This window comes from Methylibium sp. T29-B, assembly GCF_000576225.1.
Classification (GTDB): domain Bacteria; phylum Pseudomonadota; class Gammaproteobacteria; order Burkholderiales; family Burkholderiaceae_C; genus Methylibium; species Methylibium petroleiphilum.
Genome location: NZ_AZSN01000087.1, coordinates 1 through 16,248, shown reverse-complemented (window position 1 = coordinate 16,248; position 16,248 = coordinate 1). Strand labels below are relative to the sequence as shown.

The 16,248-nt window shown below is 70.6% G+C and carries 14 protein-coding genes; 5 read left to right on the top strand and 9 right to left on the bottom strand.

Annotated elements, in window-relative coordinates:
* On the bottom strand, positions 1-475 hold a 475-nt coding region (locus Y694_RS13965), incomplete at its 3' end, for an alcohol dehydrogenase catalytic domain-containing protein (protein WP_310732251.1).
* Between the two features lie 10 nt (positions 476-485).
* On the bottom strand, positions 486-1,337 hold the full coding sequence (locus Y694_RS13960; RefSeq protein ID WP_036233440.1) for a 3-hydroxybutyryl-CoA dehydrogenase: 852 nt from the start codon (positions 1,335-1,337) through the stop codon (positions 486-488).
* 152 nt (positions 1,338-1,489) lie between these two features.
* Here Y694_RS13960 and Y694_RS13955 point away from each other — a divergent pair, with 152 nt between their 5' ends.
* Positions 1,490-2,476: an NADPH:quinone reductase gene (locus Y694_RS13955; RefSeq protein ID WP_036233432.1), complete on the top strand. Its 987-nt coding sequence runs from the start codon at positions 1,490-1,492 to the stop codon at positions 2,474-2,476.
* 31 nt (positions 2,477-2,507) lie between these two features.
* Here the strand turns inward: Y694_RS13955 and Y694_RS13950 are convergent, their stop codons facing one another.
* Positions 2,508-4,127 carry an NAD(P)/FAD-dependent oxidoreductase gene (locus Y694_RS13950; protein ID WP_036233430.1) on the bottom strand — a complete coding sequence of 540 codons (1,620 nt, stop codon included), beginning with the start codon at positions 4,125-4,127 and terminating at the stop codon, positions 2,508-2,510.
* 176 nt (positions 4,128-4,303) lie between these two features.
* On the opposite strand from Y694_RS13950, the gene Y694_RS13945 reads away from it, so the two are divergent.
* Positions 4,304-7,099, top strand: a complete 2,796-nt coding sequence (locus tag Y694_RS13945; protein ID WP_051495784.1) for a LuxR C-terminal-related transcriptional regulator — start codon at positions 4,304-4,306, stop codon at positions 7,097-7,099.
* Positions 7,100-7,152: 53 nt separating this feature from the next.
* On the opposite strand, the gene Y694_RS26790 is transcribed toward Y694_RS13945, so the two are convergent.
* The 5 genes from Y694_RS26790 to Y694_RS13925 form a co-directional block, all read right to left on the bottom strand.
* Complete coding sequence (locus tag Y694_RS26790; RefSeq protein ID WP_310732250.1) at positions 7,153-7,602, bottom strand: hypothetical protein; 450 nt, start codon at positions 7,600-7,602, stop codon at positions 7,153-7,155.
* Positions 7,560-8,204, bottom strand: coding sequence for an alpha/beta fold hydrolase (locus Y694_RS26785; protein WP_310732249.1), 645 nt, complete (start codon positions 8,202-8,204; stop codon positions 7,560-7,562). The genes Y694_RS26790 and Y694_RS26785 overlap by 43 nt, the downstream gene beginning before the upstream one ends.
* Before the next feature lie 49 nt (positions 8,205-8,253).
* Positions 8,254-9,729, bottom strand: a complete 1,476-nt coding sequence (locus tag Y694_RS13935) for an NAD(P)/FAD-dependent oxidoreductase (RefSeq protein ID WP_036233428.1) — start codon at positions 9,727-9,729, stop codon at positions 8,254-8,256.
* A 72-nt stretch (positions 9,730-9,801) separates the two neighbouring features.
* A complete protein-coding gene (locus Y694_RS13930; protein WP_036233427.1) occupies positions 9,802-11,364 on the bottom strand; it encodes an acyl-CoA synthetase in 1,563 nt (520 codons plus the stop codon).
* A gap of 38 nt (positions 11,365-11,402) precedes the next feature.
* Positions 11,403-12,176 (bottom strand): enoyl-CoA hydratase/isomerase family protein, encoded by a 774-nt coding sequence (locus Y694_RS13925; protein ID WP_036233424.1) that lies wholly within the window; start codon positions 12,174-12,176, stop codon positions 11,403-11,405.
* 317 nt (positions 12,177-12,493) lie between these two features.
* Between Y694_RS13925 and Y694_RS25935 the strand changes: the two genes are divergently transcribed.
* The 3 genes from Y694_RS25935 to Y694_RS26520 are packed head-to-tail and all read left to right on the top strand — an operon-like array spanning position 12,494 to position 15,304.
* Positions 12,494-12,883 (top strand): AAA family ATPase, encoded by a 390-nt coding sequence (locus tag Y694_RS25935; RefSeq protein WP_036233421.1) that lies wholly within the window; start codon positions 12,494-12,496, stop codon positions 12,881-12,883.
* A complete protein-coding gene (locus tag Y694_RS13915; RefSeq protein WP_036233418.1) occupies positions 12,883-14,775 on the top strand; it encodes a hypothetical protein in 1,893 nt (630 codons plus the stop codon). The genes Y694_RS25935 and Y694_RS13915 overlap by 1 nt, the downstream gene beginning before the upstream one ends.
* Positions 14,660-15,304: a LuxR C-terminal-related transcriptional regulator gene (locus Y694_RS26520; protein WP_310732252.1), complete on the top strand. Its 645-nt coding sequence runs from the start codon at positions 14,660-14,662 to the stop codon at positions 15,302-15,304. The genes Y694_RS13915 and Y694_RS26520 overlap by 116 nt, the downstream gene beginning before the upstream one ends.
* Here Y694_RS26520 and Y694_RS13905 read toward each other — a convergent pair.
* The coding region (locus Y694_RS13905) for a CaiB/BaiF CoA-transferase family protein (RefSeq protein WP_051495782.1) at positions 15,232-16,248 on the bottom strand (1,017 nt) is incomplete at its 5' end. The genes Y694_RS26520 and Y694_RS13905 overlap by 73 nt on opposite strands.

Below are 16,248 nucleotides of genomic sequence, written 5' to 3'. Positions count from 1 at the left end.
CCGCCGGCCGCCCCCGTGACCAGCACCTCGTCGTGCCCGGCTCGAGGCCGTGGCGCTGCAGCGCGATGACGCACAGCGCGGCGGTGTAGCCGGCCGTGGCGATGGCCATCGCCTCGCGCGTGGTGAAGGCCGCCGGCAGCCGCAGCAGGCACTGCGGCGACAGCCGCGCCTTCTGCGCCAGCCCGCCCCATTCGGTTTCGCCCAGTCCCCAGCCGTTGACCACGACGCGGTCGCCCGGCTGCCAGGCCGGGTCGCTGCTGCGCTCGACCACGCCGGCCAGGTCGATCCCCGGCACCAGCGGCCAGTGCTTCACCACCGCACCGCGGCCGGTGACCGCGAGCGCGTCCTTGAAGTTGAGGCTGGAGTACTCGATGCGCACCGTCACGTCGCCGGGCGGCAGCTGCGACTCGTCCAGCTCCACCAGCTCGGCATGGGTGCGCCGGTCCGCCTGCGTCAGCATCAGGGCGCGGAACATGCGGCCGCCCTCAGGCGTAGGTGTAGAAGCCGCGGCCGCTCTTGCGGCCCAGGCGGCCGGCAGCCACCATTTCCTTCAGCAGCGGCGCGGGCCGGTACTTCGGGTCGTCGAAGCCCTCGCTGAACACCTGCATCACCGCGAGCAGCGTGTCCAGGCCGATCAGGTCGGCCAGCGCCAGCGGGCCGATCGGCTGGTTGCAGCCCAGCGTCATGCCCGCGTCGATGTCCTCGGCGCTGGCCAGGCCCTCCTGCAGCACGAAGATCGCCTCGTTGATCATCGGCACCAGGATACGGTTGACCGCGAACCCCGGGCTGTTCTTCACCGCGATCGGCGTCTTGCCGATGGACTTGACGAAGGCCAGCGCGCGCTCGCGCGTCGCCTCCGAGGTCTGCAGGCCGCCGATCACCTCGACCAGCGCCATCAGCGGCACCGGGTTGAAGAAGTGCATGCCGACGAAGCGCTCGGGCGCCTTCACCGCCGCGGCCAGCTGGGTGATGCTGATCGACGAGGTGTTGGTCGCGATCACCGCCTCCTCGCGCACCACGTCGGCGAGCTGCTGCAGGATGCGCAGCTTCAGCGCCAGGTTCTCGGTGGCGGCCTCGATCACGAGGTCGGCCCCGGCCAGCGCCGCGTAGTCGGTCGTGCCGCGCACGCGGGCCAGCGCCGCGGCGCTGGCCGCGGCCGTCAGCTTGTCCTTCTTGACCAGCCGCTCCAGGCTGCTGCCCAGCGTCGCGAGGCCGCGCGCGACCGCCGCGTCCGACACGTCGACCAGCGTCACGTCCAGCCCGGCCATGGCGCACACCTGCGCGATGCCGTTGCCCATGGTGCCGGCGCCGATGACGCCGATTGTTTGACCGCTCATGCAGCGACTCCTTCGATGATCTCCCGCCACTGTAGGCCCTGCCGGCCTGCGCATCGATGCCCGAACGCGTCGCAGGGGCTGGCGGGTTTTGCCACTGCACGCGCATCCGATGTCGGGCACCATCATCCCTCTTCCCATCCCCTGCAAAGACCATGCGCGCCACCTTCTACGAACGCACCGGAGCGGCCCGGGACGTGCTCCGGATCGGCGAGCTGCCCGACCCGGTGCCCGGCCCGGGCGAGCTGCGCGTGAAGCTGCAGTGGTCCGGCGTGAACCCCTCCGACGTGAAGTCCCGCGCCGGCCTGCGCAGCCCGGTGATGCCCTTTCCCCGCGTCACGCCGCACAGCGACGGCATGGGCGTCGTCGATGCCGTCGGCCCCGGCGTCAGCGAGGCGCGCCTGGGCGAGCGCGTGTGGCTGTGGAACGGCGCCTGGGCGCGCCCGGCCGGCACCGCGGCGCAGTACATCACCGTGCCCGAGCAGCAGGCCGTGCCGCTGCCGGACAGCGTGCCGGGCGAGGCCGGCGCCTGCTTCGGCATCCCGGCGCTGACCGCGCTGCATGCGCTGCTGGTGGACGGCGGCGTGGCGGGCAAGACGGTGCTGATCGCCGGCGGCGCCGGTGCCGTGGGCCACTACGCGGTGCAGTTCGCGCGCCGGCTCGGTGCGAAGCACATCGTCGCCACGGTCAGCAGCGCCGAGAAGGCCGAACTGGTGCGTGCGGCCGGCGCCGACACGGTGGTGGACTACAAGACCGAGAACGTGGCCGAACGCGTGCGCCAGGTCACCGGCGGCCGTGGCGTGGACCGCGTGATCGAGGTCGACGTGGTGGCCAACGCGGCGCTGAACATGGAGGCCGTGCGGCCCGGCGGCGAATGGGTGGTCTACGGCAGCGGCGCGGTGCAGTTCACGCTGCCCTTCTTCGCGCTCGCCGCGTGCAGCCCGCGCATCCGGCTGTTCATCGTCTACCTGCTCGAGGAGGCGGACCGCCGTCGCGCGATCGACACGCTGAACGGCTTCCTGGCACGCGGCGACCTGGTGCACCAGATCGCCGCGCGGCTGCCGCTCGAGCGCATCGTCGAGGCGCACGAGCTGGTCGAGAGCGGGCGCGCGATCGGCAACGTGGTGCTGTCGATCGACTGAACGCGCCGCCGCCGGCCGGCGACGGCCCGCCTCAGGCGGTCACGAAGCCCTCGTAGCCGCTCGCCTTGACTTCCTCGCACTTGGCACGGTAGGTGCCCACACCGCCGGCATAGGCCAGCAGGCGCCGCGGCTTGCCCTTGACGTTGGAGCCCATGTACCAGGAGTTGGTCTTCGGCACCAGCGTCAGGTTGGCCAGTTCGTCGTGGTGGGCCACCCACTTGGCCTCGGCCTCGGCGCTGGGCTCGATGGAATGGCGGCCCTGCTGGCGCACGAAGGCGATGCAGTCGGCGATCCAGTCCACCTGCTGCTGCAGGCAGGTGGGCACGTTGCAGAACGCCGCCGCCGGCGAGAACGGCGCCATCGTCATGAACAGGTTCGGGTAGCCGTGCACCTGCAGGCCCATGGTGGTGCGCACGCCGTCCTGGGCCCAGGCATCGCGCAGCAGCACGCCGTCGCGGCCGCGGATGTCGACCTTGGTCAGCGCGCCGGTACCGGCGTCGAAGCCGGTGGCGCAGATCAGGATGTCGAGCTCGTGCAGGCCGGCCGCCGTGCGGATGCCCGTCGCGGTCACTTCCTCCATCGGCGTGGCCTTGGTGTCGACCAGCAGCACGTTGTCGCGGTTGAAGGCTTCGTAGTACTTGGTCTCCAGCGGCACGCGGCGCGTGCCGAAGCCGTAGTCCTGCGGCACCAGCTTGTCGGCCACCTTCGGGTCCTTCACGCGCTCGCGGATGCGCTGGCGCACGAAGTCGGAGAACTCGGCGTTGACCTTCTCGTCGAAGAACACCTCGCGGAAGCCGCCGATCCAGAAGTTCAGCGAGCCGTCGTCCCACAGGCGCTGCAGGATGCGCTGGCGCTCGGCGGGGTCCACGTCGAAGAAGTTGCGGTCCTCGAAGTCGTAGTCGAAGCCGGCGAAGGTGCGCTGCACGCGCTCCTTCAGCATCGGGTACTGCGCGCGCAGCTCGGCGCGCGCCGCGTCGTCGTACTTCGGGTTGCGCATCGGGATGGTGTAGTTCGGCGTGCGCTGGAACACCGTCAGGTGCCCGACCTCGCCGGCGATGGTCTGGATCACCTGGATGCCCGTCGCGCCGGTGCCGATGATGCCCACCCGCTTGCCCTTGAGGTCCACGCCCTCGCGCGGCCACTGGGCGGTGTGCACGATGCGGCCCTTGAAGTTCTCGATCCCCGGCAGCGCCGGCAGCATCGGCACCGACAGGCCGCCGGTGCCCATGATGAAGTACTGCGCGCTGACGGATTGGCCGTCGTCGGTGGTGATGGTCCAGCGCTGGGACGCTTCGTCATAGGCCGCCGCGGTCACTCGGGTCTTGAACTGGATGTCCTTGCGCAGGTCGAAGCGGTCGGCCACGTGGTTGAGGTAGCGCTCGGTCTCGTCCTGGGCGGGGAAGCGCTCGCTCCAGTTCCACTCGTCCAGCAACTCCTTGGAGAACCAGTACTGGTAGATGTAGGCCTGCGAGTCGACGCGCGCGCCCGGGTAGCGGTTCCAGTACCAGGTGCCGCCGACGCCGGTGCCGGCCTCGTAGACCTGCACCTTCAGGCCCTGCTCGCGCAGCTTGTAGAGCGAATACATGCCGGCGAATCCGGCGCCCACGACGACGGCATCGACCTGCTTCGGTGCCTGCTGGACATTCGACATCAGGGTCTCCTCTGGAAATGATCGGCCCGATTGAACCCGCCGACATTGCAAATTCCGCCACCCGGTCAGGTAGTTTTGGCCACCCGCTCCCCACCCACCCCCTGGGGGAAGCCCGCAGACCCGTCAGCTGCGCCGCAGCAAACAATCGCCGTTTCGCTGGTTGCCCTGCGAGCCGCATGCCCCCGCCGTCACCCCACCGTCAGCTGCGATCGCACCCGCTCGAGGCCACGACGGACTGGCCCACGCCGCCGGCCGACGAGCCGGCCTCGACCGAACGCGGCTTCCCGTCGGACGTGCGGATGCACAAGCTGTTCACGCCGCCGGTGTACCCGGGCGCCGTGCCGCGACAGGCCATCCTCGACCGCGTGCTGCAGGACGACAGCCTGCGCGTCACGGTGCTGCAGGGCCCGGCCGGCCACGGCAAGTCGACCACGCTGCAACAGATCAAGACCGCCCACGAGGCCCGCGGCTGGCGCACCGCCTGGCTCACCCTCGACGACGCCGACAACGACCCGCGACGCTTCGAGTCGCACATGGTCGCGGTGATGAGCCTGCTGCACGGCCGTGCCGCATCGCCCGGCGCCTCGCGCAGCGGCACCGGCGACGCGCCGCGCGACCTGGCCGACTGGATGCTCGACACCCTGTCGGGCCGCATCACGCCGGCCTCGATCTTCATCGACGAGTTCCAGGCGCTGCGCAACGAGGCCATCCTGCGCTTCTTCCGCTCGGTGCTCGCGCGCCTGCCGGCCAACGTGCATGTGTTCATCGGCTCGCGCACGCTGCCGGAGATCGGCCTGGCCACGCTGATGGTCAACCGTGTGGCCTCGGTGGTGCGCGCCGACGACCTGCGCTTCACGCCCGGCGAGGTGACGCAGTTCTTCGCCGATTCGGCCAGCCTGCAGGTCAGTGCCGGCGAGGTGGACGCGATCTACCGCCGCACCGAGGGCTGGCCGGCCGGCGTGCAGCTGTTCCGGCTGGCGCTGGTGAGTCCCGAAGTGCGCATGGCGCTGGACGGCGCCGACGACCACGGGCCGCGCGAGCTGGCCGAGTACCTGGCCGACAACGTGATGTCGCTGCAGTCGCCGCGCATGCAGGAGTTCCTGCTGAAGACGTCGCTGCTGCAGCGCCTGTCGGCACCGCTGTGCACCGCCGTGACCGGCTTCGAGGACGCGCAGGAGCTGCTGGTGCGACTGGAGCGCTCCGGCCTGTTCCTGCGCGCGCTCGACTCCGACAACCAGTGGTTCAAGTACCACGGCCTGTTCTCCACCTACCTGGCCGAATCCCTGCAGCGCAACGGGCCCGACGAGGTGCGGCAGGTCCACGAGCGAGCGGCGCAGTGGTGCCTGGCGCACGGACTGCCCGAGGAAGCGATCCACCATGCGCTGTGCTGCAGGAACTTCCCGCTGGCGGCTTCCACCCTGACCGACTGGTCGTCGCAGCTGGTGGCCGGCGCCGAGCTGATCACGCTGGAGCGTTGGCACGACCGCCTGCCCTCCCACGAGGTGGCGCAACGGCCGGCGCTGGTGATCCGCGCCGCCTACGCGCTGATGTTCCTGCGCCGCCGCCCCAAGCTGCGCCCGCTGCTGGACCTGATGGCACCGCAGGCCGGCGGCGGCGACATCGTGCCGACCACCAACCCCGACCTGTGCCGCGCGATGTCCTTCCTGCTGGTGGACGACGACCTGGCGGCGGCGGCCGACACCGTGGAGCAGGCCGGCGTCGTGCAGCGCGAGCTGGAGGGCTTCCCGGCCTTCGAGCTGGGGGCGGCCGCGAACGTGCTCGCGCTGGGCAAGGTGGCGAGCGGCGATTTCGAGGGCGCGCGCCAGGCCCTGGCGCTTGCACGCGCGCACATCGGCCGCGGCGGCGGCTCGTTCGTCGGCGGCTACACCGCCGCCATCACCGGCAGCAACCTGCTCGTGCAGGGCCGGCTGCAGGAGGCGCTGGCGCACCTGCGCGACGAGAACGCGCAGGAGGCGCCGCTCGACACCTCGGTGGCCGGCGCGGCACTCGCGGCCTGCCACATGTTCGCGCTGTACGAGGCCAACGACCTGGCGACGCTGGAGTCGCTGGCGCACCGTTTCCAGCGCGAGATCTCCGAGTCGGTGACGCTCGACTTCATCGCCGCGGCCCACATCGCCATCTCGCGCATGCACGAGGCGCGCGGGCGCTCCGACGAGGCCGTCGCGGCGCTCGACGAACTGGAGCGCATCGGCCACACCAGCCCCTGGCAGCGCCTGGTGGCGGTGAGCGAGTGGGAGCGCGTGCGGCGTGCGCTGGCGGGCCGCGAGATCGAGCGCGCGGTGGCGCTGGCGATGCGCATCGCCCCGGACTCGCGCGACGACGCGCCGCACTGGATCCACCTGGCCGAGGACGTGGAAGGCTCAGGCTACGGGTGGATCCGCCTCGCCATCGCACGGCACGACCACGCCGACGCCGCGCAGCGCATCGCCCGGGAGCGGGTGCGCCAGACCGGTCGGGTCTACCGCGACATCAAGCTGAGCGTGCTGGAGGCCCTGCTCCAGCAGCGCATGGGCGCCCGCAACGCCGCCCATCGCTGCCTGCGCAAGGCGCTGCAGCTGGGCCGCCGAGGCCGCTACGTGCGCTGCCTGCTCGACGAGGGCGACGGCGTCATCGAGCTGCTGCGCGAGGCCTACCAGAACCTGCTGCAGGGCCACGAACCGCGCGGCGGCACCGACCCGGACCGCGACTACATCGAGCTGCTGCTCGAGGCCTCGGGGACCGACCTGGGCCGCCAGGCCGCCGGCAACGCCCTGACCGAGGCACTGTCGGAGCGCGAGAAGGAGATGCTGCACTTCCTGCTCGACGGCACCACCAACCGCGAGATCGCCGGACGGCTGTTCGTGTCGGAGAACACCGTCAAGTTCCACCTGAAGAACATCTACTCCAAGCTCGGCGTCGGCAACCGGCTGCAGGCCATCAACACGGCGCGGGCGCTGCGGTTGATCGAGTGAACCGGCGGCCTGCCGCGTGTCGACGTCACGAGGCTGGCGGGTGCCACGAGACCTCAGGCCGGCGTGTCGAGCAACTGCTTCAGCGCCCGATCGATCTGCTCGATGTAGCCCGCATCCAGCCCGAACAGCGCGATGTGGCCCCACAGGCTGTCGATCACCTTCAGCTCGCCGTTCGGGATCAGCCGCTGCTCGGCCGCACAGTCGGCCGGCGGGAAGAACATGTCGGTGCTGATCGGCATCACCACCGTCTTCGCCTTGATGCGCGCCAGCGCCTTCGCGAGGTCGCCGCCGGTGTGCCGGCTCACGTCGCCGCGCTGCCACTTCCAGGCCATGCACAGCAGGTCGTTCGGGTCCATCGGCAGGAAGGTGGCGTCCAGGAAGTTCAGCATCAGGTCGTCGACCGACGAGAAGCCGAACGGTCGCCACAGCTCCTGCTTGTAGAACTCGGTGCTGAAGCCCATCACCGCCCACAGCCGCGCATGCCGCCGCAGGCCCTCGCGCACCGCATGCGGCTGCTCGTACCAGCGCCGGCCCAGGCCGGGTCGGAGGTGATCGCGTCGCACAGCGATTGCGCGTACAGAAAGTCGTGCGGCGTGTTCTTCGCGGTGCCGGCGATCGGCGCGGCGCGCTTCACCGCGTCGGGGAAACGCACCGCCCACTCGTAGGTCTGCTGCGCACCCATCGAGCCGCCGACCACCAGCGCCAGCGACTCGATGCCGAACCTGCCTTTCAACAGCCGCTGCTGCGCGACCACGTCGTCGCCGATGCGCACCTTGGGGAAGTTCGCCATGCCCAGCGGCCAGGCGGTGTTGTGCGGCGAGCTCGACAGGCCGTTGCCGATCTGGTTGGCGACGACGATGAAGTACTTCTCGGGGTCGAGCGCGCGCCCCGGGCCGATGTAGGCCTGCTCCATGATCTTGCTGGTGCCCGAGAACCAGGTGGGCACCAGGATCGCGTTGTCCTTGGCCGCCGACAGCGTGCCGAAGGTGGCGTAGGCGATCCGGCAGCTGCGGATCGTGCCGCCCTCCTCCAGGACCAGGTCGCCGATGTCGAAGCTCTCGTAGGGGCCGTGCACCGCCTGCGAGTAGTACTCGTTGTCGACCATCGGGCGTCTCCTCCTGTCGTTCGTGCTCTCGGGCGCGCTCTCGCCCGGATCAGGCGCTGGCCGTCTCGGGCTGGCGGAACTGGTCGTACTCGTCGATCCGGAACTCGGCGGTGGCCTTGCGGTAGTCGATGACGTTGCCCGACCAGTTGTTGCTGATGCGGCCGTCGGCATGCTTGTACCAGCTGGTACAGGAGCCGGCCCACGAGGTCCCCTGCAGGTCCTTCTGCAGTTGGCGGTTGAACGCGGCCATCACCGCCGGCTTGACGTCGAGCGCCGCCACGCCGTGTGCCTTGGCCGCCTGCAGGGCACGCACCGTGTAGTCGACCTGGGCCTCGATCATGTTGAGGATGGAGTTGTGGCCGAGGTTGGTGTTGGGGCCGTACAGCACATAGAGGTTCGGGAAGCCGCTGACGGTGATGCCGAGGTAGGCCTCGGGCACCGGCTTCCAGGTCTCGCGCAGCGACTTGCCGCCGCGGCCCTTGATGTCCGACACACCGAGCAGCGTCTCGGTCTCGAAGCCGGTGCCGAACACGATGACGTCGAACTCGTGCAGCGTGCCGTCCTTGGTGCGGATGCCCTGCTCCTCGATGCCCGCGATCGCGGTGGTCTCGAGCGTGACGTTCGGGCGCACCAGGGCCGGGTAGTAGTCGTCGGCGATGATGATGCGCTTGCAGCCGATGGGATAGGTGGGCCACAGCTTCTCGCGCAGCACCGGGTCGGCCACCTGCGATTCCAGCTGGGCGCGCGCCATCGCGGTGAACTCGGCCGCCTTCGGCGTGTCCAGGCGCATCGCGTCGTACCAGCTTTCATGGTCGGCGAAGATCGCCGCCCGGCTGGCGTCGCGCGTGGCCGGCACGGCGTGGAAGATGCGCTGCTCGTCGTCGGTGTAGGGCCGGTCGAGGCGGGGCACCACGTAGTTCGGCGAACGCTGGAACACCGTCAGGTGCCCGGCCTGGCGTGCCAGTTCGGGGATGAACTGCGCCGCGCTCGGACCCACGCCGATGCAGGCGATGCGCTTGCCGGCGAGCGGCACGTCGTGCCGCCAGCCCGCCGAATGGAACTGCGCGCCCTGGAAGCGCTCACGGCCCGCGATGCCGGCGAAGCTCGGCCGGTTGAGCTGGCCCCAGGCCGGCACGAAGTTGCGCGCGAGCACGGTCTCGTTGTTCGCGGTGCGGATGCGCCACAGCAGCCGGGACTCGTCCCAGGTCGCATCGATCACCTCGGTGTTGAAACGGATCTGCGGCTTGAGGCCGCTCTTCTCGGCCAGCAGTTCGATGTTGTGCAGGATCTCGGGCTGGTCGCAGTAGGTCTTGGTCCACTCGGGTCGCTCGGTGAACGACAGCCAGTAGAGATGCGACTTCACGTCGCAGGCCGCGCCGGGGTAGGTGTTGTCGCGCCAGGTGCCGCCGACGCCGGAGGCCTTCTCGAGCAGCACGAAGTCGTTCTCACCCTGCTCGCGCAGGCGCAGGGCCATGCAGAGCCCCCCGAAGCCGGTGCCCAGGATCGCGACGTTGTAGACCTTCATTGCTTCTTCTCCGAATTGTCTCGGCCCCGTTCGGGCCGAAGTTCATGGTTCAAGGATGGGGGTGGCCCGCGCTCAGGTCGTCGGGGTCTGGTAGCGCAGCCGCAGCTCGCGCTTGAGCAGCTTGCCGCTCGGGTTCTTCGGCAACGCGTCGGTCAGGATCACCGTCTTCGGGATCTTGAAGCGCGCGAGGCGCTGGTCGCAGAAGGCGATCACCGCCGCCTCGGTCAGCGCATGGCCGGCCTTGGGCACGATGACGGCCGTCACGGCCTCGATCCACACCGGGTGCGGCAGGCCGATCACGGCCACCTCCGACACGCCCTCGAGCGCGTAGATCGTTTCCTCGACCTCGCGGCTGGCGACGTTCTCGCCGCCGGTCTTGATCATGTCCTTCTTGCGATCGACGACGGTCAGGTAGCCCTCGGCGTCGAGCACGCCGAGATCGCCGCTGTGGAACCACCCCCCCTCGAAGGCCGCCCGGGTGCGCTCCTCGTCGCGGAAGTAGCCGCTCAGCAGCTGCGGCGAGCGGTGCACGATCTCGCCGATCTCGCCGACCGCCACATCGCGCATGGCGTCGTCGACCACGCGCGTCTCGACGTTGAGCGTCGCACGGCCCGCCGAGCCGGCCTTGCGCAGCTGGTCCTCGGGCTTGAGCACGGTGGCCAGCGGCGCGATCTCGGTCTGCCCGTACAGGTTCCACAAGCGCACCCTCGGCAGACGGCGCTGCAATTCCTTCAACACCTCCACCGGCATGATCGAGGCGCCGTAGTAGCCCTTGCACAGGGCCGACAGGTCGGTGGTGTCGAACTGCGGCGCGCGCAGCAGCGAGATCCACACGGTGGGCGGCGCGAAGAACGAGGTGATGCCGTCACGCGCCATCAGCGTGAGCAGGTTGTCGGCGGTCGGCTTGCCGGTGATGACGTTGGTCGCGCCGACATAGATCGCCGGGCCCAGGAAGACGTCGAGCTGCGCGCAGTGGTAGAGCGGCAGCGCATGCAGGATCAGGTCGTGTTCGGCGATCTCGGCATCGACGATGCAGCTCACGTATTCGGCGATCACCGCGTCGTGCGTCAGCATCGCGCCCTTCGGCCGCGACTCGGTGCCGCTGGTGTAGACGATCTGCGCCAGCATGCCGCCGTGCAGCACCGGGCTGGGCACGTGGTCGCCGAATTCGAGCAGCTCGTCGAAACGCGTCAGGCCGGTGGCCGGCTCGCTGGCGTCCTCGCCGGGCAGCCAGACGAGGCGCTCGACGGCGGTGCCGGCACTCGCCTGGCGCGCCAGCTCGGTGAGGCCGCTGTCGGTGCACAGCAGTCGCGCACCCGAGTGTTCGAGGATGTAGCGCGCTTCGTCGGCGCTCAGCATGAAGTTGATCGGCACCAGCACCGCGCCGAGCCGTGCCACGGCGAAGCGCAGCGCGGCGAAGGCGTGCGAGTTGCGCGCCAGCACGGCGACCCGGTCGCCGCTGGCGATGCCCTGCGCCGCCAGGCCGGTGGCCAGGCGGTTGCAGGTGTCATCGAACTGCGCGTAGGTCCAGGCGGTGTTGCCGCAGCGGATGGCGAGCTTGTTCGGGTGGCGCTGGCGGGTGCGGCGCAGCACGTCGCCCAGGGTCTGGCGAGCAATGCGGTCGAGGATGTTCATGGTCGCAGAAGAGGGGAAAGGAGGCGTCGGTCCCGGGCTCAACGGCCCTGGAAGCGGGCCGGTCGCCGTTCGAAGAAGGCCGCCAGGCCTTCGCCGAAATCGGCGGTCGCGGCACTGGCGAGGAAGGCGTCGCGCTCGGCATCGAGCTGGTCGGCGAAGCTGCGTTCGAAACTGGTGCGCATCAGGCGCCGCATGTGGCCGTAGGCCAGCGTCGGGCCGCGCGCCAGGCGCTGCGCCAGCGCCTCGGCCTCGGCCTCCAGCGCGTCGGCGGTGACCACGCGGTTGACGAGCCCGATCTCCAGCGCCTTGCGCGCGTCGAAGCTCTCGCCCAGCAGCGCGATCTCCAGCGCGCGGCGCAGGCCCACCAGGCGCGGCAGCGACCACGAGGCGCCGAGATCGCAGCTCGTGGCGATGTTGATGTAGGCCAGGTTGAACTTGGTGCCCTCGGCAGCGATGGCCAGGTCAGCCGCGGCGGCCAGGCTGAGGCCGGCGCCGGCCACCGCGCCGTGCAGCGCGACCAGCACCGGCGCGTCGATGCGGGCCAGCAGGTTCAGCGCCTGGTGCATCGGCGTGATCAGGCTGTCGGCCGCTGCCACCGGCGCGGCGCGCATCTGTGTCAGATCGCCGCCAGCAGCGAAGGCCCGGCCCGAACCGCTGAGCAGCACCGCGCGCACCGAACTGTCGTCGGCGAGATCGCGGCAGGCCCCGAGCAGCGCCTGGGCCAGGTCGATGTCGAGCGCATTGAGCGCCTCGGGCCGGTCGAGGCGCAGGCGCACCAGGCCGCCGTCGCGACTGACGCTCAGGCCCTTCATGGTCGGCGAACGAAAAACTGAACAGACATGGGATTCCAGCGTCGATCCGGGATGGGGCGCGTTGCCGCGCCCGCCGCACGGCGACCCATTGCAGCGGCCGCCTGCGGGAATTGGACGCCGGAAGGTCGTGCGCACTCCCACCCGGAAGGGTAGTTGTGTCGTTTCGGCGCGTGACGCGCCCCACGGACCGCTGAGGTCGGCACCGGGCGCTCGTGTTTACCCGTGCTCTCGGTAGAACTCCGCTGGCGCCCGTCCCCGGCAACGGCGAAAATCGGTTTCCTTGCAGTTCCCGGCCGGCTCGCCCGGCAATGACACCCATGTCGAAAACCGGTCACTCCGACGCCGGCATCCGCCGTTCGAAGCCCGCCGACATCCCCGACCCGATCGTCGCTGCCCCTGCCGGCTCGGCGCGGCCCCAGCCCGGCGCCGTGCACGCCTCGATGGAGGTCAGCACCCACAAGCTGTTCGCCCCGCCGATCTACCCCGGCGCCGTGCGCCGCCGCGTCATCCTCGACCGCGTGCTGCAGGACAACAGCCTGCGCGTCACGGTGCTGCAGGGCCCGGCCGGCCACGGCAAGTCGACCACCCTGCAGCAGATCAAGACCGCCCACGAGGCCCGCGGCTGGCGCACCGCCTGGCTCACCCTCGACGACGCCGACAACGACCCGCGACGCTTCGAGTCGCACATGCGCGCGCTGGTGGGCTGATGCGCGACGGCGCCGCCCACCCGGAGGCCGCCGCGGCCCGTGTCGGCGAGGCCCCGCCCGACCTGGCGAACTGGATGCTCGACGCGCTGTCGGGCATGGACACGCACGCATCGATCTTCCTCGACGAGTTCCAGGCGCTGCGCAACGAGGCCATCCTGCGCTTCTTCCGCTTCCTGCTGTCGCGCCTGCCGGCCCATGCGCACGTCTTCATCGGCTCGCGCTCGCTGCCGGAGATCGGCCTGGCCACGTTGCTGGTCAACCGCATGGCGACGGTGCTGCGGGCCGACGACCTGCGCTTCACGCCCGGCGAGGTGACGCAGTTCTTCGCCGAGTCCAAGGACCTGCGCGTCAGCGCCGAGGAAGTGGGTGCGATCTACCGACGCACCGAGGGCTGGCCGGCCGGCCTGCAGCTGTTCCGGCTCGGTCTCGGCAGCCCCGAGGTGCGCACCTCGCTGGTCGACCCCGAGGACCACGGCCCGCGCGAACTGGCCGAGTACCTGACTGACAACGTGGTGACGCTGCAGTCGCCGCGCATCCAGGAGTTCCTGTTCAAGACCTCGCTGCTGCGGCGGCTGTCGGCGCCGCTGTGCGCGGCCGTGACCGGCTTCGGCGACGCGCAGGACATCCTGGAGCAGCTCGAGCGCTCCGGCCTGTTCGTCCGTGCACTCGACTCCGACAACCGCTGGTTCAAGTACCACGGCCTGTTCTCGAGCTTCCTCGCCGACAGCCTGCACCGCAGCTCCGAACTCGAGGTGGTCAGCGTGCACGAGCGCGCGGCGCGCTGGTACCTGGCGCAGCACCTGCCCGAGGAGGCGATCTACCACGCGCTGTCCTGCCGCAACTTCTCGCTCGCCGCAGCGATCCTGAGCGAGTGGTCTTCGCGGCTGATCTCCAACGCCGAGCTGATCACGCTCGAGCGCTGGTACGACCGGCTGCCGTTCGACCACGTGGCGAACCGCCCGGTGCTGGCGATCAAGGCGGCCTACTCGCTGATGTTCCTGCGCCGGCGCGCCAAGCTGCGGCCCCTGGTGGATCTGATGGACCAGCATGCCGGCTGCGGCGACATCCTGCAGACCACCAGCCCCGACCTGTGCCGGGCCATGGCGCGCCTGCTGTTCGAGGACGACCTCCATGCGGCGCTCGCCATCATCGACCGCCCCGAGGTGCTGCAGCAGGAGGTCAGCGGCTTCCCGGCCTTCGAGCTCGGCGCTGCGTGCAACGTGCTGAGCTTCGGGCGCATCGCCGCCGGTGATTTCGAGGGCGCGCGCAAGTCGCTGATGCAGGCGCGGGCCCACAGCGAGCGCGGCGCCGGCTCCTTCGTGATGGGCTACACCTCGGCGGTCAGCGGCGCGCGCCTGATCGTGCAGGGCAAGCTGGACGAGGCGATCGAGCGCTACCGCGCCGACATGCTGGCGCAGCATGCGCCGCTCGACAAGTCGTTCGCGCCGGCCGTGATGGCCGCCGCGCAGATCTGGGCGCTCTACGAGGCCAACGACCTGGCCGCGCTCGAGCCGCTGTGCGCGCAGTTCCAGCGCGGCATCTCCGAGTGCGTGACGCTCGACTTCATCGCGCTGGCCTACCTGTCGATCTCGCGCATGCACGACGCGCGCGGTCGCTCGGCCGAGGCACAGGAAGTGCTCGACGAACTGGAGCGCATGGGCACGACAGCCACCTCGACCGGCTGGTCTCGCAGGCCGACTGGGAGCGTGTCCGCCGCGCGGTGCTGGCCGGCGAGCTCGACCGCGCCACGGCGCTGGCCCAGCGCATCGCTCCGGTCTGCCCGCCGCTGGATCCGCACTGGATCTACATGGCCGACGACATGGAGGGCGAAGGCTTCGGCCGCATCCGCCTGGCGATCGCCCACCACGACCATGCGTTGGCCTCGCAGCTGATCGCACGCGAGCGGGCCCGCCAGACCGGCCGCGTCTATCGCGACATCCGGCTGCACATGTTCGAGGCGCTGCTGCTGAACGACAAGGGCTCGCCCAACGGCGCCCACCGCAGCTGCGCAAGGCGCTGCAGCTGGCGCGGCCGGGCCGCTACGTGCGCTGCTTCCTCGACGAGGGCCGCGCCATCGTCTCGATGCTGCGGGAGGAGTACCAGCACTTTCTGCAGTCCGCCGACGAGGGCCAGGCGGCGCCCGATCCGGACCGCGACTTCATCGAACTGCTGCTGGCCGCGTCGGGCACCGACCTCGGCCAGCCGCGCTGCCGGCACCACCTCACCGACCCGCTGTCGGAGCGCGAGAAGGAGATGCTGCAGTTCCTGGCCAACGGCGTGGCCAACAAGGAGATCGCCTCGCGGCTGTTCGTCTCCGAGAACACCGTCAAGTTCCACCTGAAGAACATCTACTCCAAGCTCGGCGTCAGCGGTCGCGTGCAGGCGATCAACGCCGCACGCACGCTGCGGCTGGTGTCCTGAGCGGTCGAGGCCCGGGCCTCAGGCCAGCGCGCCGGTCGCGGCCAGCTCGCGATCTCCTCGTCGGCCCAGCCCCAGGCCGCGAGCGCGGCACGGCCGTCGTGCGTGGCCGGCAGCGGGCGCGCACCCAGCGTGGGCGTGTGCGAGAAGCGCGGTGCCGGCCCGGGCTGCACGCGGCCGTCCACCTCGACGAAACTGCCGCGCGCCCGGTGGTGCGGATGCTGCGGCGCCTCGCCCAGCGTGAGCACCGGCGTGACGCAGGCGTCGCTGCCCTCGAAGACCCGCACCCAGTCGTCGCGCGAACGCGTGCGCAGCACCGCGGCGATGCGCTGCTTCTGCTGCGGCCACAGGCTGCGGTCGTGCTGGGGCTGCAGCAGCGCCTCCCCGGCCAGGTCGGTGCGCTCGAGGAACTGGCGGTAGAAGCGCTCCTCCAGCGCGGCCACCGCCAGGTGGCCGTCATCGGCGCAGGCATAGGTGTCGTAGAAGGGCGCGGCGCCGTCGATCAGGTTGCTCTGCCGCCGGTCCTGCCATTGCCCCATCGCCTGGAAGCTCAGGTTCATCGCCTGCAGCAGCGCACAGCCATCGGTCATCGCGGCATCGACCACCTGGCCCTCACCGGTCTGGCGCGCATGCAGCAGCGCGGCCAGCACGCCCACCGCGAGCAGCATGGCGCCGCCGCCGAAATCGGCCACCAGGTTCAGCGGTGGCACCGGCCCCCCCTCGGCGCGGCCGATGGCATGCAAGGCCCCCGACAGCGCGAGGTAGTTCAGGTCGTGACCCGCGGTGTGCGCGAGCGGGCCACCCTGCCCCCAGCCGGTCATGCGGCCGTAGACCAGCCGCGGGTTGTGCGCCAGACAGGGCGCGGGGCCCAGGCCCAGGCGCTCCATCACACCGGGGCGGAAGCCCTCGATCAGCACGTCGGCCGCGCCCACCAGGCGCAGCGCGGC

Bases quoted from the DNA above. Each gene is read 5' to 3' on its own strand.
- Y694_RS13960 (WP_036233440.1), bottom strand. From the start codon at position 1,337: ATGAGCGGTCAAACAATCGGCGTCATCGGCGCCGGCACCATGGGCAAC.
- Y694_RS13955 (WP_036233432.1), top strand. From the start codon at position 1,490: ATGCGCGCCACCTTCTACGAACGCACCGGAGCGGCCCGGGACGTGCTC.
- Y694_RS13950 (WP_036233430.1), bottom strand. From the start codon at position 4,127: ATGTCGAATGTCCAGCAGGCACCGAAGCAGGTCGATGCCGTCGTCGTG.
- Y694_RS13945 (WP_051495784.1), top strand. From the start codon at position 4,304: ATGCCCCCGCCGTCACCCCACCGTCAGCTGCGATCGCACCCGCTCGAG.
- Y694_RS26785 (WP_310732249.1), bottom strand. From the start codon at position 8,204: ATGGTCGACAACGAGTACTACTCGCAGGCGGTGCACGGCCCCTACGAG.
- Y694_RS13935 (WP_036233428.1), bottom strand. From the start codon at position 9,729: ATGAAGGTCTACAACGTCGCGATCCTGGGCACCGGCTTCGGGGGGCTC.
- Y694_RS13930 (WP_036233427.1), bottom strand. From the start codon at position 11,364: ATGAACATCCTCGACCGCATTGCTCGCCAGACCCTGGGCGACGTGCTG.
- Y694_RS13925 (WP_036233424.1), bottom strand. From the start codon at position 12,176: ATGAAGGGCCTGAGCGTCAGTCGCGACGGCGGCCTGGTGCGCCTGCGC.
- Y694_RS25935 (WP_036233421.1), top strand. From the start codon at position 12,494: ATGTCGAAAACCGGTCACTCCGACGCCGGCATCCGCCGTTCGAAGCCC.
- Y694_RS13915 (WP_036233418.1), top strand. From the start codon at position 12,883: ATGCGCGACGGCGCCGCCCACCCGGAGGCCGCCGCGGCCCGTGTCGGC.